Genomic DNA, 19930 nt, shown 5'->3' with positions numbered 1-19930 from the left:
TACTAGCCTCTGCTGGCAATCAGCAGATTCAAGTCGGTATATTTCAAATCAAATTTCTGACTGATATAAAAATCAGTTAATGCTCCCTTGAACATATAAATGCCTTCGCGCAGGTTGAAATCATGCCATACTTTTTCTTCCATACCACCTTCATCACTGATCTCAAGTAACAATGGCATTAAGACACTACTGATGGCCTGACTAGCAGTACGCGCAAATCCACTCGGAATATTCGGCACACAATAATGTATTACATCATGCTGTACGAATGTGGGACTTTCATGACTGGTGAGTTCACTGGTTTCAAAGCAACCGCCACGATCAATAGCCACATCAATGATGATACTGCCGGGACGCATCGCGGCCACCATCTCTTCTGTTACAACCACTGGCGCTCGGCCAAACTCGTTACTAAGTGCACCTACAGCTACCTCGCAAGTCTTCAACTGCTTAGCAAGAATGCGAGGTTCAAGCACACTGGTCCAAACACGCTGACCGAGATTATTCTGCAATTGCTTTAAACGATAGACATTGTTGTCAAACACTTTTACACTCGCACCAAGTGCTAAAGCATTTCTAGTAGCAAACTCGCCTACAATACCAGCACCAATAATCACCACCTTGGTTGGCGGAATACCGCTGATGCCGCCCAATAAAACACCCTTCCCTTTATTGAAACTACTGAGGTACTGGCCCGCAATCAGCATCACCGCACTACCTGCAATCTCACTCATGCTGCGCACAATGGGATAGGTACCACTGGCATCCTTCATATTTTCATAGCTCAGCGCAGTAATACGCTTCTCCATCATCTTCTCAATATGCTCTTTCTTGAGGGCAGACAAATGAATGGGTGAAATAATGGTTTGGTTCAATTGCAATAAGGGCAAATCTTCTTCAACTACCGGCGCACTCTTGGACAAGATGGGGGCTTTCATCACCTCTGCCCTGTCGTAAACAATTTTAGCACCTGCTTCGGCGTATTCTTTATCGGTATAATGACTAGAAGCACCTGCATTGTGCTCAACGGTTACTTCATGTCCGTTACTCACCAGCACACTCACCGCATCAGGAATCAGGGATACACGATTCTCCTGAAAGGCAATCTCCTTTGGAATACCAATATGCAGTTTTGCACCCTGTGGTTTGATATCCAAAGTTTCTTCCAGGGTTTCATAACTGAAGGAGGTACTAATCACAGGTTTATTTGCAGCCATGGTTAAGCGATTCAGGTTAGGGTGACAATAAAATTAACTGATTTCAGTCAGACGTATAGATTCTTCTGGTCTGCGCATCCAGGACCTCGATATGAATATGCAATGTATCATCCGGCAATAGCTCCGGTGCTTTTTCTGGCCATTCTATAAGGCATAATGCACCCGAATCTAATGCGGCACCCACACCAGCAGCTTCTGCCTCTTCGGTATCCGCTAATCGGTACCAATCCATATGCAGAATGGTTTGTGCTTTTGCTTTGTATTCATTGATAATGGCGAAAGTGGGGCTTGTAACAGCTTCGGCAACCCCTAATTCCTGGCACAAAGCGTGGATAAAGGTGGTTTTACCGGCTCCCATAGGTGCATGAAATGCCCATACCTTTTGCTTCTGATGGGTTTTCCACGCTGCCGCCACCACAAAACGCAACTGATCATGCGTAAAAATCATATCCATGACGCGAAGATAACTCAGCACTTGGCGCTTTTGAATCGTAGATGCAGAAATATTGTCCCTTTCTCGAAAACAGCTCCTGCTTATTGCTTGGTAACTTTACCCTGAAACGGATATGTTATGGAAAAAGTGAGCTGGAAGGTAAATGGCATGGATTGCACAAACTGTGCACTGACCATACACAAATACCTGGAACAAAAAGGACTGCAACAGGTAAAGGTGAATTTTATTGGTGGGGATGTGAGTTTTCAATTGGATGAACAACACTCAAAAGAAGAGATTGCCAAAGGGATTCACAAACTCGGGTACGAAGTAGAGTCTGCAGAAATTCCCGCAACACCCAAAAAGAAATTTTGGTTTACCAATCACCTGCAACGCTTTTGGTTTTGTTTGGTATTTACTGCGCCTTTGATGTTACACATGATTCCAGGCCTGCATATTCACTGGCTGATGAATCCCATTGTGCAACTTGCACTCACCATCCCTGTCTATATCGTAGGCATGGAATTTTTTGGCAGAAGTGCTTTTAACAGCCTCACCAAGGGTGTGCCCAATATGAATGTGCTGATTGTTATTGGTGCTACAGCTGCATTTGTGTACAGCTTATATGGTACCATTATCGGTGAAGCAGAAAAATATTTATTCTATGAAACCACCGCCACCATCATCACTCTGGTATTCATGGGCAATTATCTGGAAGACAGATCTGTACAAACTACACAAGCTGCCTTGAAAAAGTTGGCAGTGAGCCAGAAAGTAATGGCCAATATGATTGCTTATGATGAACAACATCAGGAGCATGTGTTTCCGGTAGAAAGTACTTCACTGAAAGTAGGTGATCTCGTACTAATTCGTACCGGCGAGCCTGTACCTATGGACTGTAAAATTCTCTGGGGCGATGCAAGTGTAAATGAAGCCATCATTACTGGGGAAAGTATTCCTGTTGAAAAGAAAATGAATGATACCCTGATCGGTGGATCTTTGATTGAAAACGGACAAGTAAAAGCATATATAACTGCAGTTGGCGAAGACACTGTATTGAGCAATATCCTCCGACTCGTAAAAGATGCGCAAACAGAAAAACCACCGGTTCAATTATTGGCAGATAAAATCAGTGCCATATTTGTTCCTGCCGTAGTGAGTATTGCACTTGCTACCCTAGCCATCAACTATTTTTTTACTGATCACGGCTTTACGGAAAGTTTATTGAGAAGTATTGCTGTATTGGTTATTGCCTGCCCTTGCGCCATGGGGCTTGCCACACCAGCAGCTGTTGCCGTAGGCTTGGGCCGTTCGGCCCGCAATGGTGTATTGTTCAAAAATGCAAGAAGTCTGGAAGTATTTAAGGATGTGAAGCAAGTGGTTTTTGATAAAACTGGTACACTCACCACAGGAAAGTTTCGCATTGCAGCTTTTCAAACAACCATTGACGAAACCGAATTCAAACGCATTGTAGCTTCTTTAGAAAAATACTCCAACCACCCAATCGCCAAATCCATCACAAATCAGTGGAAATTCAAACCGGATATTCGCTGGTCTTCTATTGATGAAGTAAAAGGCATGGGTATGCAGGCTACAGATAAAGAAGGCAATCAATTTATAGCAGGTGCATATAAAGCAGCTGCCAAACTAACCAATGAAGCCAACCACAACATTTACGTAATCAAAAATGGTGAATTGATTGGCTGGGTGGATATGCAGGATGATATTAGAGAAGAAGCCAAGACCATCGTGAACAGCCTTCATCAGATGGGTATCAAAACAATTTTACTGAGTGGCGACAAGCTGGACAAATGCCAACAGGTTGCGCAGCAACTGGGTATTGACGAAGTGATTGCGGAACAAACACCGGAGCAGAAACTCGCAAAAATCGCTGAACTCAATAGCATAGCACCTGTAGCCATGGTTGGCGATGGCATCAATGACGCGCCAGCATTGGCCAAAGCTACCGTCGGTATTTCCCTGAGTGAAGCTTCGCAGCTTGCCATGCAAAGTGCACAGGTAGTGCTGATGAATCATGGCCTAAAGAATTTACCACTTTCATTGGGGCTTGGTAAACATACTTATCTCACCATCAAACAAAACCTGTTCTGGGCATTTGCCTATAACATTGTAGCAATACCCGTTGCTGCTTTCGGATTCTTAAGTCCAACATTCGGCGCCCTGATTATGGGTTTAAGCGATGTTGTACTAGCTGTAAACAGTGTTCGCCTGAATTGGAAAAAAGTGGCTTAATTGCAGCAATGCATGCTTCACCCACCAGCATATTAGCCAAGTACTGGGGCCATACTTCTTTCAGAGGTAACCAACAGGCCATTATTGATGCTGTTCTTGCCAATAAGGATGTGCTGGCTTTATTACCCACGGGTGGTGGTAAATCAATTTGCTTTCAGGTACCAGCCCTCATGAAGGAGGGTGTTACATTGGTGATCAGTCCGCTCCTTGCCCTGATGAAAGATCAAGTGAATGCATTGCAGCAAAAGGGGATTCCAGCAGCTGCCATTCACAGCGGCATGAAATACACAGAAGTTACAGACACGCTAAAACAGACTGCTGCCGGTAAATTCAAGTTGTTGTATGTATCGCCAGAGCGATTGGAATCCAGATTATTTCAGGATTATGCAGACTTGCTCAATATCAGCTTAATAGCAGTTGATGAAGCACACTGCATTTCACAGTGGGGTTATGATTTTAGACCGGCCTATCTGCGCATTAAAATTTTAAGAAGCTGGCTGCCTGATACACCACTGATTGCACTCACTGCTACAGCTACACCAGCAGTGCAAGAAGATATCTGCACACAACTGCAAATACCCAAGGCAAATAAATTTGTACAGAGTTTTCTCAAGCCCCAATTGTCCTTTTCAGTTAATAAGGTAGACAGTAAAATCAACAGATGCATTGATATACTCAGTAAACTGTCTGGCTCTGCTATCATCTATTGCAATAGCAGAAGACAAACCCAACAAGTAGCACAATTGCTAGGCATGCAGCAAATCAAAGTGGCCTATTATCATGCCGGACTAAGCCACGAAGAAAGAAATTTTGTACAGGAACAATGGCTGCAGAATGAGATCAGGGTAATTGTATGCACCAATGCATTCGGTATGGGTATTGATAAGCCGGATGTACAATTGGTGATTCATTACAATTTGCCCGACTGCCTGGAGAATTATTACCAGGAAGCAGGCCGTGCAGGCAGGAACGGACAACGTGCCTATGCAGTTGCGCTCTATCAACAAGAAGATATTCAGGTATTACAGCAATTACCTGAACAACGTTATCCGCCTGTTCAGCTAATCAAGCACGTATACCAATGTATTGCAGATTATGTGCAGTTGCCGGTTGGCCTTGGAGAAGGTGAACGTTTTGATTTTGATCTGCAACAGTTTACTGAACTGTTTCAGTTAGAAAGTAACACTACTGTACAATGCCTCAAAACCCTGGAACAAGAAGGGCATATACTTTTAACCGAAGGCGGATTGATTCCATCCAAACTGGTTTTCACTGCAGACAGAGAACTACTTGAGTCGATAGAAAACGGGTATCCAAATCTGGATCCCTTGGTAAAAACATTGTTGCGTACTTATGAGGGCATCCTGCATCATCCGGCATCTGTCTATGAAAGGCAACTGGCCAGATTACTTCAAACCAGTGCAACAGTGATCGTACAACAGATACAACAATTAGATGCGCTGGGCGTTGTGGAGTATCTGCCAAGAAAAGAAAGTCCGCAAATACAATTCTTACTCAATCGTGCGCCGGCAGCGCATTTGCATATTGACCTGGATCGTTATCATGCCAGAAAAAAAGCTTTTATAGAGCGACTGGTACAGTTACTCGGCTATATCGCCGAAACCAAAGGTTGCAGAAACCAATACATCGCTGCTTATTTTGGTGAAACCAGCCAAACAAGATGTGGTATTTGCGATAATTGCCTACAACAACAAAAACAATCCGGCACAAATAAATCCATCAAAGAACATATCGATCAATATCTATTATCTGCCTCAGATCCAACTATAAAAGACTTGTTTGCTTTGTTGGTCAATCACCAAGAATCGGAAATATGGCAACACCTTGATTTCTTAGTAAATGAGCGCCAAATCCTGATTGATGAACAGGGCAGAATTCTTAAGCAAGCATAAACTAAGCAGCAGAGACTGATGCATACTTAGCCTTACGGCTACTATGCACTACAGTGCGCACAATACCAAATACGATAAAGCCGATCTGCAGGAAAAGAAACAATCCCATTGCCATTGTACAGAAATAACTCATACTCAACCAACGCTCATAAGCTGGTGTTGGGAAAATCTGGTTATGCCATTGTCTGCCCACATCAGGAATATTGATAAATACAATAGCCATTGACAACATCAATACCAAGGATACACTCACTTGCAAGAATTTTATTTGTGCAGATTGTACCCCAGCCACCTGCATGAGTTTGTGTACAAAGAATGTAATAATCATAAAAAGGGTCTGTACAAATAAGAGATCATAGAAATCAATTGTACTTGCGCCGTCCATCAGCATGATGTAGCGATTGAGTTCAGGATAGAACACATACAGAATAGCGTAAGCTAAAGCTGGTACAACTAAGAGCAAGTGCTCAGAACGGAGAATGTTGATTTTTTTCATGTTGGTTGTTTTTGGTATAGCAAACCTCTGAATGATTGGCCTGCCTGTGCTCATACTATAGTAGGATTCTTTAAAAATCACCCGAAAGTTGTAGTAACCCACGTGCAGATGAGGAGGAGCATTCTTTCCGAATGCTCCTGCCACGAATGGCTTCATCTGCGTCTGCTAATCCCCCTCAAAAAGCGAATTCATAAGCAACCTCCTGTGTAAGTTGCCAGTCAGCTGTTCAGCTACACGCATCTTCATTCACCAACTGATCTGATGTAAAAAAAGCATGAATATCAGCCTGATACAAGCTCCTTTTCCTGATTAAATTAAATTTCAGAGGGGTGCCTGTTTTGTTTAGTATATTTATTATCAATCAGTTAGGAGATGAACAAACTGCACAGCCTCATCCATTCGCTGTCTCCTTCAGAGAAGCGTTACTTCAAACTCTATGCACAACGTCAAGTGCAGAAAAAATCAACCAACTACTTCAAACTCTTTGAAGCCATCAATGAGCAGGATAAATATGATGAGGATGATTTGCTGAAAAAATTTCGAAAAGAAACTTTTGTAAAACAGTTTGGCGTAACCAAGAATTATTTGTTTCAAATTATCCTGAACGCCATGCGTGAGTACAATGAAGAAAACTTCATTGAATGGAAAATCAGGAACTATTATTCGCAAATCAAAATTCTAGCAAGTAAAGGTTTGGATGCTGAAGCAGAAAAGCTGATACAAAAAACAAAGGCTTTAGCATGGCAGTATGAATACTACTATGTGATCATGGATGTATTGCACATAGAAAAATATCTGTTTGGAAATTTCCGCATCTACGAACAATCATTGAAAGATTTTGATCCCATAGCTGCAGAAGACATCAAAGCAGTTGATGTGTCTTACACACATACCTTATTAGGACATATCTGGCATTACCTCACCATACTGGAAATGGAAATTGGTGTACTACCACCAGAAACCATCCGCAAAAAGGCAGATGCGTATGTATCTGCTAAAATCATGCAGGAAGAGCCCCACACTTCATACAATTCAAAATTCCGGTTTCATGCCACCTGGAGTTTGTACTATAACCTCATCAACGACCAACAAAAGAATTATACCCATTGCAAGGCCTGTATCCTGATACGCGAGGAACAAATTGAGAAACAGCCATTACAGAATCTGGACCCGCTGGCCAGTTATTATAATTTTCTGGTAGCCTGCGAGAAAGCCAACCGTTGGGATGAGTTTTCTTACTACTTACAAAAGATCTGGGATTTTGAAGCACCAACCATTGAGGTGAATATCCGCCGTATGCACAATTACTGCTGGTGTGGATTGATGTATTACCTGCATCAGAAAAACTATACTGCTGCTGCTGAGATTGTCACTATTTATCAGCAATTCTTTCTGGAGAAGAATATTCGTTTCAGAAAAGACTTTAAAATCTATATCGAAGCTTGTGCTGGATTGGTGCACTTATTCAGAAAAGAATACAAGCAGGCACTCCACATGTGGAACGATATTTTAAATGGCCCTTCTGTAGAAGTAGAATTACGAACCCAAGGTGCGGTAAGGCTCTACCTGATGATGTTACATTATGAAGAGGGTAATACTGAGATTATGGACTATCTCGCTGCACAAGCCAAGAAATACCTTCAACAGATTGCTATCTGGCATGAGCCGGAAAAATACTTCGTAAAATCGCTCAATGAAATTGCCCATCAGCCGGATAAAGGCACACGCAAATCAAAAATGCAGACCTTATACCAACAGCTCAGCGAAATGCCGATACATATTTCGGGCAATGCTGTGAACCCTTTTATTCTTAATTGGATAAAAGCCCAGGCCGGACTACCAGACTGATTTTTTTCTACTGGTTCTGCCACCCAGACCTAATGCGCCCAACAAGCTTCTGGTAATCACACTGGCAGCGGTTCTGCCAATCTGTTTTACAACAGGATTGTCGAAAATGGTTTGCTCCTTTGGTTCCGCTTTGCGGGATGAAGGCTTTTCTTCAGCCTGCTGACTAGCTTCCTGAGCCGCTGCAGCTTCTAGTTTACGCGTGAGTATTTCATACGCACTTTCCGGATCAATTACTTCACCATATTTGCGCACCAGCTTACTCTTGGAAATAATGCTATCAATCTCTGCATCTGTCAGTATATCCATTCTGCTTTTGGGCGGACAAAGCATCGTATGCACCAATGGTGTTGGAATACCTTTTTCATTCAATAAGGTAACAAAAGCTTCACCAATACCCAGCTGCGTCAGCAGTTCAGCCGTATCATAAAACGCTGTTTCAGGAAAATTCTCCGCAGCCTGTTTAATCGTTTTCCTATCTGCAGCAGTAAACGCACGCAGTGCATGCTGCACTTTCAAACCCAACTGTCCTAAAATCGCAGCAGGAATATCCTGCGGATTTTGCGTACAGAAAAATATACCAATACCCTTGGAGCGGATAAGCTTGATGACTGTTTCCAACTGCTGTAACAAAGCATCACTGGCTTCATTAAAAACCAAATGTGCTTCATCAATAAACAAGACCAACTTGGGTTGATCCAAATCGCCTTCTTCCGGAGAAGACGCATACAATTCTGCCAATAGTTGCAACATGAAGGTGGAGAACAGCTTGGGTCTGTCCTGCATATCCGTTACACGCAATACGCTAATCATACCCTTACCTTCTTCATTGATGCGCATCAAATCATCTACTTCAAAACTCTTCTCTCCAAAAAACACATCTGCACCCTGCTGCTGCAGTTCAATTACTTTACGCAGAATCGTACCGGTAGAGGTTGTAGATATTTTACCATAGGTTTTCTCCAATTCCGCCTTGCCTTCATCACTTACAAACTGCAAGACCTTGGTAAAGTCTTTCAGATCAACCAAGGGCATTTTATTGTCATCGCAATATTTAAAAATCATGGCTACCAAGCCACCCTGCGTATCGTTTAAACCTAAAATCTTGCTTAGCAATACCGGACCAAACTCACTTACGGTTGCGCGCAAACGCACACCGGGCTGATCACTCAAGGTCATCAACTCCACCGGATAAGCAGCAGGTTGCCAATCAATACCTAATAGTTGTGCACGTGATTGTAATTTTTCATTCGCTGAACCTGCTGCAGCAATACCACTGAGATCGCCCTTGATATCCATCAGCAATACCGGCACACTATGATCACTCAAACATTCGCTGATCATCTGCAGGGTCTTGGTCTTACCAGTTCCGGTCGCACCGGCAATTAACCCATGGCGATTCATGGTTTTTAAAGGCAGGAAAACATCGGCTTCGGTAACAGCCCCATCAAACATGGCTTTACCAATTTTTACATGTGTGCCTTTAAACTGATAGCCGTTTTTAACTGATTCTGTAAATGCTGCAACCGTTGACATACGACGAATTTTGAGTAAGTTAATGCAAGTATCCCGACAAAATATAAAAGGGATGAGTAAACTCATCCCTCAAAAATCTCTGCACTTTTATAAATCCTCTTCTCTTTCTAACATGAGTATCGCACTCTGGGGAACGATAAAATATTTCTCTCCTTCATACATCACTTCAGTGGCACCACTCAAGAGGAAAATAGCCAGGTCACCTTCTCTTGCCTGTAAGGGCACATACTTCATTTGCTCGTCATCGTTCTTCCATGGCTCATCATCCACAGGCATGGGAATGGCATAACCGGGACCGGTCTTAATAATGTACCCCTGTTGAACTTTCTCTTTCTCCTGAACGCCGGGTGGCAGGTACAAGCCACTATCTGTGCGTTCATTGGGCTTGGTTACGCGAATCAGGACTCTGTCGCCAATCACAATCAGTTTCTTCAGCTTATTGTCTGGTGTCAGCATCATGGTTGTTCAGATTTGCGCAAATATCTGCATAATCCCTATTTCGTGCTACCTTTCCCGCATGAAAGTGAGTGCATTCAGCTATGTACGCAACGGACTGGAATTGGGCTATCCTTTTCTGGAAGCCATCCGCAGTGTACTACCCTTATGCGATGAGGTAATTGTAGTAATCGGCGATAGCCGCGATGGCACATGCGAAGCAGTTGAACAACTGAACGACAGCAGAGTAAAAATTGTGGATACCATCTGGGATGATTCCATGCGCCAGGGCGGATTGATCTTCTCACAACAATCTAATATCGGGATGGATCATTGCAGCGCTGATGCAGATTGGCTATTTCATATCCAAGCCGATGAAGTAGTACATGAAGAAGATGTACCGAAAATACGTGCTGCGATGGAACAATACCTGCACCAGACCAAAGTAGAAGGCTTGCTATTTCGCTTCTTGAATTTCTACGGTAATTATCAATACTATGCACCCTCACGCAGGTATCACCAGCATGAGATTCGTATTATCAGAAACGACAAACAAATTCGCAGTTATCGCGATTCTCAAGGCTTCCGCAGATTTGATGATCCGTCCAAAGCCAATGAAGCCAAGGGCGAGAAACTGCATGTGAAAGAAATTGATGCACGCATTTTCCATTATAGCTACGTAAAACCACCGGCTGTACAAAAATTGAAACAGCTGGAATTCGGAAAGCGCTACTATCCGGATGATCAGTATGATGTGAAAGTATATGAAGCCAAGCATGGCGATGGATTCAACTACCATGAATATGACTACCTGCGTTTATTCAAGGGTACACATCCTGCATTGATGCAGCCGCATATTCAGGCTTGTGACTGGCAATTCAGCTACGAACCTTCGAAAAACAATATGACACCCAAAGAAAAACTGATGAAACTGCTGGAAGAGCTCACCGGCAAACAGTTTTTCATTTACAAGAATTATAAACGCATCTAGCAATGTCAGCTCCCTGCATCATCTGCGGCAATACGCAAAACAATACCAGCTTTGAAGTGCAAGAACATCAAATGGGTATTGGCCATCTCTTCCATTACCAACAATGTGGTGCTTGCCATTCAGCGCAATTGCTAGATCCTCCAGCAGATTTTGCACCTTACTATCAAAACGATAATTATTACTCTTTCCATCTGGAGTTGCGACTGGAACAAAACATCATACGCAAGATTCAGACTGGACATATTCTTTTTGGCAAATACCCCATCATCGGGCATTTACTCACGCTGGGTTATACTGTAAACGAATTCATCGATTGGATGAAAAATGCAGGAGCACAATATGATGATGCCATTCTGGATGTTGGCACTGGTAATGGTAGCCTCTTAACCAAACTCTATCAAGCAGGATTTAAAGATCTTACTGGTATTGACCCCTTTATTGAAAAGGAGGTAAGCTATGACAATGTGCGCATCGAACGCAAATCCATCTTCGATGTTACCAGACAATATGATTTAGTGATGATGCACCACTCGCTGGAACATATGCCAGACCCGAAGGCTGCACTGCGCAAAGCATATGAAATCATCAAGCCCGGTAAAACCTTATTAGTGCGGATTCCCATCATGAACAATTATGGCTGGAGAAACTATGGCCGTTACTGGTGTGGATTAGATGCTCCACGTCACATCTTCATACCATCTGAGCAGGGATTGAAACAAATGGCTGAAGAAGCGGGCTTTGTGGTAGATAAATTCTATTACGACAGCTTTGACTATGTAGTCTGGTGTAGTGAGCAATACAAACAGAACATCGCACTGAATGCACCCAATAGCTGGATGGTGAACAAAGAGAAAAGTATGTTCACGAAGGAACAAGTAAAAGCATTTCGCCAGATGATGAAGCAACGCAACAAAGCCATGGATGGCGATATGGGCGCGCTCTACTTGAAAAAACCGCTCTAATAGTTGGGTTTAAAATACATCTTCAGGCAATACAGCTTCTTACGGAATCGAGGCTTTTGCTTACTGAACAACAATGCATCAAAATTGCGGAAGAAAAAAGCTGATCTGGCAAAACTCCAGCGTTGATGAAAATGCTGCAGCATTTCTTTTACCAGCTTTTTAGTGAAGGTATCTTTCACAGGTGCTTGTGCCAATAATTGTAATTCCTTTTTCTTCTCTTCAAATTCTTGCTGCGCGGATTTTTTCTTGCGCTTATTAGACGACAATCTTGTACCAACTGTATTGCTATCGTGCTGTCTGTAATGCACCAATACTTTGTCCACAAACGCAATCCCATTATTACCTCCTGCACAGAAACCGATCCACAAATCATATAAAACTGTAGCAGGTATCGGCAGAATGCTTTTCAAAAAATCGGCTTTAGCCAGAATCGCATGACCAGGAACAGAATTCGACAATAAAAAGGAACCACCATGTGTATAGGTAGCCATATTCATGATGGTGGTGAATGACCTACCTAATGATTCACCATGTTCATCCACCAACAATGAGTTGGCATAAACTGCATCATAATCACCAATAGCTGCTGTCAGCACTTGCAATTTCTCCGGCAGCCACAAATCATCCTGATCGGAAAAAGCAATATAGGTTCCGCGACTTTCCTGAATACCTCTTTCAAAAGTTTTGGTTACACCCAGGTTTTTTTCGTTTTGTATCAGGCGCACGTTGGGGTAGCGCAACATATAATCCTGTATCAGCGCAATGGTGCCATCTTTGGAACCATCATCCACTACAACAATCTCTAGATTCGGATAGGTTTGCTGTAAAATAGAGTCTAATTGCTGCGGCAAAAACCGCTCACCATTATATGTTGCCAGAACTACCGAAACCAGTGCTTGCTGCATAGCCATTGTCAAAAATAACAATTAGCTTAGACTTCTTTTTGGTTTAGCAAAAGTTCCAATCCTTAAACACATGAAATTACTCATACAATACCTGAAACCCTATAAAGGCCTAATTGCGCTGGCACTGTTACTGGCCGGATTAAATCAGACTTTTTCATTATTCGATCCTATGCTGTTTGGCAAGCTAATTGACCATTTTGCCAACCATCCCAAGACCTTCGACGATGGCACACCCAGAACAGAAGGACAATTCATCAATGGGATCATGTGGTACCTGTTTTTGCTGGTAGGAACCGCCATGATTAGCCGTGTAGCCAAAGCCTTTCAGGATTATACCGTGAATGTGGTGATTCAGAAATTTGGCGCGAAGATTTTCACAGATGGCTTGAAGCATTCCATGAGACTACCCTATCAGGAGTTTGAAGATCAACGTAGCGGTGAAACACTCTCTATTCTAACCAAGGTAAGATCAGATACGGAAAGGTTTATCGGCTATTTCATCAACGTCTTATTCGGTATTCTGGTGAGCGTAATATTCGTATCCGTATATGCTACTCAAAAACACTGGAGCATTGTACCAATTTATTTTGGTGGCACACTATTGATTGCTTTTGTTACTAACATACTCAGCAAGAAAATCAAAACGATTCAAAAAGTAATCCTGAAAGAGACAACCGCTTTGGCAGGTACTACAACCGAATCACTGCGCAATATTGAATTGGTGAAGAGCCTTGGCCTTACGGAACAGGAAGTAAAGCGTTTAAACAACAATACGTACAAAATACTCGGACTAGAACTGAGAAAAGTGAAGAGCATTCGTGCATTGAGTTTTATTCAGGGCACAATGGTGAATTTCCTTCGACAGATCATCACCTTCACTTTATTATGGTTAATCTACCGCGATGTACTTACCACAGGACAGTTAATCGCACTCCAGTTCTATAGTTTCTTCATTTTCGGCCCACTGCAGGAAATTGGCAATATCATCCTTAGCTATCGCGAAGCAGAAGCATCCATCAATAACTTCCACAACCTCATGACCAAGCCTGTGGAACCCAAACCAGATCATCCACAAACTGTAGGCATGATTGAGGAGTTGGAGTTTGCAGGCGCAACCTTCCAACACCAAACCGCACAATACAAAGCACTGGATGGCATTTCCTTTGATGTGAAGAAAGGCGAAACCATTGCATTTGTTGGCCCATCAGGTGCTGGCAAGAGCACACTGGTAAAACTATTGGTGGGATTGTATCGTCCACAGGAAGGCATCATTCGCTACAACGGCATTGATGGCAAAGACATGGACTTTGATGAACTACGCAGCCAGATTGGTTTTGTTACTCAAGACACACAATTATTTGCAGGCACTATTAAAGAAAATTTACTGTTTGTATTTCCTGAAGCAACTGACGAGCAGGTAACAGACGCATTGATGAAAGCCAGCTGTCAGAACTTATTATCGAGAGCAGAAAAAGGTATTGAAACAGTGATTGGCGAAGGCGGCTTGAAATTGAGTGGCGGTGAAAAGCAAAGACTTTCTATTGCTCGTGCCTTATTACGCAAACCACACTTGTTGATTTTTGATGAAGCCACTTCTGCATTGGATAGTATTACAGAGGAAGAAATCACCAATACCATTCGCAGCATCTCTGCAGCAAAAGCGCAAATTACCGTGATGATTGCACACAGGTTAAGCACCATCATGCATGCCGACAGGATTTTTGTATTGGAACGCGGACAAGTAGTAGAAACAGGCAGCCATCAGCAATTGCTGGAGGAAAAAGGTCTCTATTATGCCATGTGGCGTCAGCAGATTGGCGAACGTAAACTCAAGGAAAAACAAGCGCAGCCTGCTTAATCGAAGCGGGTTTTGATATAGTCTTTGAGCATATTGCCTTCACCCAATTCATGTTCCATATCGCTGAGCTCATGCTCCAAAGCAATCGTACTGATGCGTATTTCTAGAAAAGACAATACTAAAGAAATCATCAAACTGAACATACTTAGTGCAAACAACCATCTTGCAGGATGCTGATCGCCGATATAGATCAGGTACATACAAATCATACACATCAGGAAACTGATTACGCCAAGTCCCTGCATAAAACGTATCATGGCCAAGCGTGTACGCAGATTCTTGATTTGCTGAACAATACTCTTACGACTGTCCGGCTCTTTATTGTATCGCTCATGCAGTGAGCGAATCAGGTTAGCTAAAGCCAGAAAACGATTGGAATAAACCAGCATCAGAAAAGTAATGGCTGGAAAGAGCAGTGCAGGTGTATTGATGGATATTTCCATACTTCAAAGTAAAACAAAAAAGGCCATCTGTAGAGATGGCCTTTACCGTTGGGGGGATAGTGATTAGCGAACAACGGCAGGAAACGCTATCTGAATATCTGTTTCTCCCTTCGATTCGTCGTCACCACTGGCCTTATTACCTGGCTTATGCTTTAAGGTTACACGTATTGAACCTGTTACACCTACTGCATTAGCTGCACCGGTAGTCCAGCGGCTTGTTAAACCAAGCGGCAGACTTCTACTATCAGTATCCAAGTTGCTTACTGTAATACTTGCCTGTGTAACAGCAAAGTAGAACTGATGATCGTTGGCTTCAGTTCTGATTTCCGGAGTCTTGTCTTCTGCAGGAGTCACACTTTCGTTCAACAAGGTGATTTCACAATTGTACGTTTTATTGGGTGCCAGTTTGATGGTATCAAACTTGGTAGGTGCATTTCCGCCGGGACCATCAGTATCTCTGAAAGTAAACGTGGTTGCACTTGTTGTTCCGGATTCAGTGAGTTTAACATTAACCGTTGTGATTAGCTCCTCTTCGTCGTGAGAATGATCATCTTTTTTACAACCTACTACTGTTGCAGCAAACAGTACACACAATGCGGACAAACGGATGAATTGTTGCTTCATTTGATTTGATTTTATGATGGTGTATTTTTTACATTGAAAGGAATACGTACACGAAGACTGATGTTACGGCCCATATCGTCTGAGAAATACCGGAATGTATTCAAGTATTCTCGGTAGGCCACATTCAGCATATTCGTAGCAGACAAAATGAACTGAATGGTGTGTTGTTTTCTTTGCAGTCCTAATCCGGCTTCAGCACCTGCCAGCGTATAGGCCGGCGGTGGTGCGATATAATCTGATTCCATAACAGTACTGCCATCAGGCTTCAACACCGGAATATTTCCAGTTCCGGGAAAACGTGATTGATGCAATACGTGCTGCACATGCAACTTAACGTATGGTTCACGAATTTTTCCTGCATCGCTGAATCGATACTCCAGTGATGTTTCATAACGGTCTGAAGGCATCATGATCATCCAATCGCGATTGGTCTTATCCCAGGCACGAAGCACTGAACCTTTTACCTGCCATTGAATATGCGCATTGATTTTCCAAGAGGCATTGACATCAACTCCCTGCATACGTGTATTGGTTTGCCCGTAGCGAAATGTTGGAAAAGCGCCTCTGATAGTTAGCTCTGGCGGGAAAACAGGGTAGAGATAAATGAATCCATCAATTTGTTTGTGGTAGGTTTCCAGCTCCAGATTGAATTTATCGAGATGCAAATGCAGGCCGGCCATCACACTGTTGGCACGTTCCGGATTCAACTGGTCATTTCCTTTTTCAATACGCGCAGAGCCATGGTGTAACCCATCGCTATAGAGTTCATTCACCTGCGGTGCACGCCAGGCCGATGCAATTCCAAGACTCAATTGCACATACTGATGCAGTTGATACTGAAGGCCTGCATTACCAGAGAAACTACTGTAAGTTCTGTTGGTATAGACACGTCCTGTATTTGAGCTGATATTGGTGATAGAACGGTGATCATATCTGGCACCAAACTCACCCTGCAGTTTACCTGTACCAATTTTTTCAATAATAAATGCGCCCAGATTCAATGCATCATAGTTGGGAATGAATAAGCGGAATGAATATCGATTTGCCTGATACGCACTGTTGATTCCAATGGTTCCTCTGAAACCTTTCTGCTGATAATGATCCCAAAGAAGGTCTGCAGACACAGTGCTAATCGTTAAGTCAAGGCCTGGTGCATCACTGCTCGATTGAAAGCGCTTGACATCATACTCTTGTCTGTTGTTCACCTGTGCTGCTGCAATCAGGTTTAAGCGACCTGTTTCACCAGTTTGCCAATAGGATTTCCATTTCAGTAAATGATGCATCACTTCCTGATAAGGCCTATCGATCTTATAGGTGAATCCCACATTTCTGATATAATCAGGTGGCTCCTTCTGTGCAATGGCATTCATCAAATCTGTAACGTTGCCAATGTGCGCGCCAGAGAAGATACCCAGTTTGGTATTGAATAGACTGTAAAACACTTCCCATCCCTTTGTCTCTTTTTTCCAGCCTGCTGTAGCAGACATATTGGCCTCACTTAGACCAGAGTTGGCTAAGCTATATTCCGGCGTAGCTGCATTGCCACCTCTCCTTAAAGTACCCTGTACCCGCCAGGCAAATGGCTTGCGATGCAAATTCACGCCCTCAAGCATTCCTGAGAGTACGCCCATCCTATTATTAGAGAAAGCTGCCAGATTTAATTCTCCTCTTGTTCCGGATATTACTGGTAGTAATTTGGGTTCTACCAACACAACACCACCAATGGCATCTGCACCATATCGGAGTGAAGAAGCGCCCTTGATAACTGTTAATCTATTGGCTACATAGGGATCAATTTCAGGTGCGTGCTCACTACCCCATTGTTGCCCCTCCTGTCTGATGCCATTATTCAGAATAAGTACCCGGTTACTATGCAGCCCATGAATAACAGGTTTGTAAATATTGGTACCGGTTTGCAAAGTGGTAACACCGGTTAAGCGGGTTAATGATTCTCCAAGGGATAAGCCCTTTACCGCATCCAGTTCTTTGCCCTTGATTTCAGCAGAAAAGCTGGTCTTTTTTGCTACGGTATTATAGCCAGTTACTGTTACATCATTTAGCACGGCTGCTGCATGATCCAGTTTAAAATTGTGTTCGATATCTTTTTCAATGTGAAGGTGCTCCTGCACAGGCTTGCAGGAAACATGACTGATCACCACGTCATAGTTACCCGGACAAATACCCAATATCTTAAACCTACCTGAACTATCGGTTTTTTTTGTAAGATTCAACTGAGGTATTCTGACCAGGGCATCAGCCAGGGGTTGGCCAGTATCTGCGTCCCAAACGATACCCGAGAAACTCAGGTGACATTGGGCACCAGCACGAAACACCATCAGCACAACCAGTATAGAAAGTAAAAGCTTCCTCATTTTTGAAACAAGGTTGTAAAAATAGGTGTTTTATTGAATTTTTCAACAATGTTGCAAAAATTAGCCTTTTGCTTTGATCATGGCTTTCACCTGCTGAACACTAAGGTTCTGTAATCGCACATAATAAACCCCTGCTGGAATGGTCTGTCCATTAAACTGAACAGTATAACTGCCCGCAGGCAATTCCTGATCTACCAAATTAGCCAGCACCCTACCCATGGTATCCATCACCTGCACAAGGGTATGTCCGCCATTGGTTTTATAGGTGATGGTAGTGGTACTTGTAAAAGGATTGGGGTAATTACGGATTAGCTCTTCACCGGAAAGATTAATCGCTTTCATACAGGCAGCTGACTGCACTAAAGGCAAAACCTGAAAATTCTTCAGCATGATTTGCTGTAGATCACTATCCTTTACACATAACCAATTGCTCAGGAGTGTTGCATACACGCTTCTAAAATCTATCTGAAAAGGAATATTGTCATTCACATTAGCATTGGCTGGTATAACAGGTGTATTTCCAGAAACGCCATTAATTACCTGCTTGCCGAAAACAAACAAAGGCGCAGCTGCACCGTGATCAGTACCATTACTACCATTACTCTTCACTCTTCTGCCAAACTCAGAGAAAGTCATACCCACCACCCGATCATCAACACCGAGCAGCTTTAAATCATCCTGAAATGCTTTGATGGCATCACTCACCGTCTTAAGGAGATTTGCATGTGTACCTGTTGTGGTATCGGTGGTGTTCACCTGACTGGCATGGGTATCAAAGCCGCCAAAACTCACCATATAGACGCGCGTCTTCAAACCACCCTTGATTAGTCTTGCGACTATCTTGAGTTGGTCTGCTAATGAATTAGGTGTGGGATAATTACCCTGCTGGGTTACTTTGGCTGCAGCATCTTTGATTACTGTTGCGTATCGCTGTGTTTGCTGCGATACCATTCTCACATAGGTCAATTCTTTACCGGCAGGTGTGGCAGGTGCAGGATCTTGTGCACCATTCAGCAGGTTATAAAAATTTGATGTGTTGCTTATGCTCATACCCATACTAACAGCTGGGCCTTGTAAGGTTAAGGAACTGACAGAACCAATTTGAATGGCCAGCGGATCCGTCATGCTGCTATTGGGATAGCCATTCGGAAAATTCGGGTATTCATAATTCAGGTACCTACCCGTCCAACCACTATTCACCAACTGGTTACTATCGCTGGCACTCATCCAGATATCTGTGGCACGGAAATGCGAAAAGTTTGGTTGCGGATAACCAACAGACTGCACAATGCGCAGTTGTCCATTCTGGTAGAGTTGATGCAAACCAGTCATGGAAGGATGTAAAGCAATCTTATCATGATTATTCAGACGCAAAACCTTTTGCTCCGGAATAAAAATATTGGCACGTGCATTTCTATACTCAGGAAAATACTCTAAAGGAATCACCATATTGAGGCCATCATTACCCCCATTCAACTGTATGATGACCAGCACATGATCCGTATCTGTTGTTGGCATCAGTAAAGCCTGCATCAAAGGATTGTCTGCACCAAATGCTTTTACCGTAAACCCATTGATGAGAGAGGGCAATACGATACCCGCAGGTAAAGCTTGTCGTAAAAAATCTCTTCTTTTCATACAATAGGT

16 protein-coding genes are annotated in these 19930 nt (G+C 43.0%); 6 read left to right on the top strand and 10 right to left on the bottom strand.

What is annotated here, in order from left to right; genetic code table 11:
- Positions 1 to 2: 2 nt before the first annotated feature.
- Positions 3 to 1217, bottom strand: a complete 1215-nt coding sequence (locus J0L83_13105; GenBank protein MBN8665514.1) for an alanine dehydrogenase — start codon at positions 1215 to 1217, stop codon at positions 3 to 5.
- Positions 1218 to 1260: 43 nt separating this feature from the next.
- On the bottom strand, positions 1261 to 1671 hold the full coding sequence (gene tsaE, locus J0L83_13100) for a tRNA (adenosine(37)-N6)-threonylcarbamoyltransferase complex ATPase subunit type 1 TsaE (protein ID MBN8665513.1): 411 nt from the start codon (positions 1669 to 1671) through the stop codon (positions 1261 to 1263).
- A gap of 117 nt (positions 1672 to 1788) precedes the next feature.
- On the opposite strand from tsaE, the gene cadA reads away from it, so the two are divergent.
- Both cadA and J0L83_13090 read left to right on the top strand, forming a co-directional pair.
- Positions 1789 to 3903, top strand: coding sequence for a cadmium-translocating P-type ATPase (cadA, locus tag J0L83_13095; protein ID MBN8665512.1), 2115 nt, complete (start codon positions 1789 to 1791; stop codon positions 3901 to 3903).
- A gap of 8 nt (positions 3904 to 3911) precedes the next feature.
- Positions 3912 to 5816 carry a RecQ family ATP-dependent DNA helicase gene (locus J0L83_13090; protein ID MBN8665511.1) on the top strand — a complete coding sequence of 635 codons (1905 nt, stop codon included), beginning with the start codon at positions 3912 to 3914 and terminating at the stop codon, positions 5814 to 5816.
- Position 5817: 1 nt separating this feature from the next.
- Here J0L83_13090 and J0L83_13085 read toward each other — a convergent pair whose 3' ends face one another.
- Positions 5818 to 6312, bottom strand: coding sequence for a hypothetical protein (locus tag J0L83_13085; protein MBN8665510.1), 495 nt, complete (start codon positions 6310 to 6312; stop codon positions 5818 to 5820).
- Positions 6313 to 6684: 372 nt separating this feature from the next.
- Between J0L83_13085 and J0L83_13080 the strand changes: the two genes are divergently transcribed.
- Positions 6685 to 8160, top strand: coding sequence for a hypothetical protein (locus J0L83_13080; GenBank protein ID MBN8665509.1), 1476 nt, complete (start codon positions 6685 to 6687; stop codon positions 8158 to 8160).
- Here the strand turns inward: J0L83_13080 and J0L83_13075 are convergent.
- Positions 8149 to 9693 carry a DUF853 family protein gene (locus J0L83_13075; protein ID MBN8665508.1) on the bottom strand — a complete coding sequence of 515 codons (1545 nt, stop codon included), beginning with the start codon at positions 9691 to 9693 and terminating at the stop codon, positions 8149 to 8151. The genes J0L83_13080 and J0L83_13075 overlap by 12 nt on opposite strands.
- An 87-nt stretch (positions 9694 to 9780) precedes the next feature.
- Positions 9781 to 10152: a co-chaperone GroES gene (locus J0L83_13070; GenBank protein ID MBN8665507.1), complete on the bottom strand. Its 372-nt coding sequence runs from the start codon at positions 10150 to 10152 to the stop codon at positions 9781 to 9783.
- A 58-nt stretch (positions 10153 to 10210) separates the two neighbouring features.
- Between J0L83_13070 and J0L83_13065 the strand changes: the two genes are divergently transcribed.
- Positions 10211 to 11119, top strand: a complete 909-nt coding sequence (locus J0L83_13065; protein ID MBN8665506.1) for a glycosyltransferase family 2 protein — start codon at positions 10211 to 10213, stop codon at positions 11117 to 11119.
- 2 nt (positions 11120 to 11121) lie between these two features.
- Positions 11122 to 12081 (top strand): class I SAM-dependent methyltransferase, encoded by a 960-nt coding sequence (locus J0L83_13060; protein MBN8665505.1) that lies wholly within the window; start codon positions 11122 to 11124, stop codon positions 12079 to 12081.
- Here J0L83_13060 and J0L83_13055 read toward each other — a convergent pair.
- A complete protein-coding gene (locus J0L83_13055) occupies positions 12078 to 12992 on the bottom strand; it encodes a glycosyltransferase family 2 protein (protein ID MBN8665504.1) in 915 nt (304 codons plus the stop codon). The genes J0L83_13060 and J0L83_13055 overlap by 4 nt on opposite strands.
- 64 nt (positions 12993 to 13056) lie before the next feature.
- Here J0L83_13055 and J0L83_13050 point away from each other — a divergent pair, with 64 nt between their 5' ends.
- Positions 13057 to 14844, top strand: coding sequence for an ABC transporter ATP-binding protein (locus J0L83_13050; GenBank protein ID MBN8665503.1), 1788 nt, complete (start codon positions 13057 to 13059; stop codon positions 14842 to 14844).
- Here J0L83_13050 and J0L83_13045 read toward each other — a convergent pair.
- The 4 genes from J0L83_13045 to J0L83_13030 all read right to left on the bottom strand — a co-directional run bounded on the left by J0L83_13045 (position 14841) and on the right by J0L83_13030 (position 19921).
- Complete coding sequence (locus J0L83_13045; GenBank protein ID MBN8665502.1) at positions 14841 to 15287, bottom strand: DUF2721 domain-containing protein; 447 nt, start codon at positions 15285 to 15287, stop codon at positions 14841 to 14843. The two genes, J0L83_13050 and J0L83_13045, sit on opposite strands and share 4 nt — an antisense overlap.
- 63 nt (positions 15288 to 15350) lie before the next feature.
- Positions 15351 to 15911, bottom strand: coding sequence for a hypothetical protein (locus J0L83_13040; GenBank protein ID MBN8665501.1), 561 nt, complete (start codon positions 15909 to 15911; stop codon positions 15351 to 15353).
- Positions 15912 to 15922: 11 nt separating this feature from the next.
- The gene (locus tag J0L83_13035) at positions 15923 to 18283 is read right to left on the bottom strand and encodes a TonB-dependent receptor (GenBank protein MBN8665500.1); all 2361 of its coding nucleotides are present in this window, start codon (positions 18281 to 18283) and stop codon (positions 15923 to 15925) included.
- 60 nt (positions 18284 to 18343) lie between these two features.
- Complete coding sequence (locus J0L83_13030; protein ID MBN8665499.1) at positions 18344 to 19921, bottom strand: DUF1501 domain-containing protein; 1578 nt, start codon at positions 19919 to 19921, stop codon at positions 18344 to 18346.
- Positions 19922 to 19930: the final 9 nt, after the last annotated feature.

The organism is Chitinophagales bacterium (genome assembly GCA_017303835.1).
Lineage (GTDB): Bacteria > Bacteroidota > Bacteroidia > Chitinophagales > Chitinophagaceae > JAFLBI01.
Note: the sequence above shows the minus strand (reverse complement) of the source record. Positions and strands in the feature narration are given on the sequence as shown.

Coding starts and splice junctions, on each gene's coding strand:
- J0L83_13030 (MBN8665499.1), bottom strand. CDS start 19,921: ATGAAAAGAAGAGATTTTTTACGACAAGCTTTACCTGCGGGTATCGTA.
- J0L83_13040 (MBN8665501.1), bottom strand. CDS start 15,911: ATGAAGCAACAATTCATCCGTTTGTCCGCATTGTGTGTACTGTTTGCT.
- J0L83_13050 (MBN8665503.1), top strand. CDS start 13,057: ATGAAATTACTCATACAATACCTGAAACCCTATAAAGGCCTAATTGCG.
- J0L83_13075 (MBN8665508.1), bottom strand. CDS start 9,693: ATGTCAACGGTTGCAGCATTTACAGAATCAGTTAAAAACGGCTATCAG.
- J0L83_13090 (MBN8665511.1), top strand. CDS start 3,912: ATGCATGCTTCACCCACCAGCATATTAGCCAAGTACTGGGGCCATACT.
- J0L83_13085 (MBN8665510.1), bottom strand. CDS start 6,312: ATGAAAAAAATCAACATTCTCCGTTCTGAGCACTTGCTCTTAGTTGTA.
- J0L83_13065 (MBN8665506.1), top strand. CDS start 10,211: ATGAAAGTGAGTGCATTCAGCTATGTACGCAACGGACTGGAATTGGGC.
- J0L83_13055 (MBN8665504.1), bottom strand. CDS start 12,992: ATGGCTATGCAGCAAGCACTGGTTTCGGTAGTTCTGGCAACATATAAT.
- J0L83_13105 (MBN8665514.1), bottom strand. CDS start 1,217: ATGGCTGCAAATAAACCTGTGATTAGTACCTCCTTCAGTTATGAAACC.
- J0L83_13080 (MBN8665509.1), top strand. CDS start 6,685: ATGAACAAACTGCACAGCCTCATCCATTCGCTGTCTCCTTCAGAGAAG.
- cadA (MBN8665512.1), top strand. CDS start 1,789: ATGGAAAAAGTGAGCTGGAAGGTAAATGGCATGGATTGCACAAACTGT.
- J0L83_13060 (MBN8665505.1), top strand. CDS start 11,122: ATGTCAGCTCCCTGCATCATCTGCGGCAATACGCAAAACAATACCAGC.
- J0L83_13070 (MBN8665507.1), bottom strand. CDS start 10,152: ATGATGCTGACACCAGACAATAAGCTGAAGAAACTGATTGTGATTGGC.
- tsaE (MBN8665513.1), bottom strand. CDS start 1,671: ATGGATATGATTTTTACGCATGATCAGTTGCGTTTTGTGGTGGCGGCA.
- J0L83_13045 (MBN8665502.1), bottom strand. CDS start 15,287: ATGGAAATATCCATCAATACACCTGCACTGCTCTTTCCAGCCATTACT.
- J0L83_13035 (MBN8665500.1), bottom strand. CDS start 18,283: ATGAGGAAGCTTTTACTTTCTATACTGGTTGTGCTGATGGTGTTTCGT.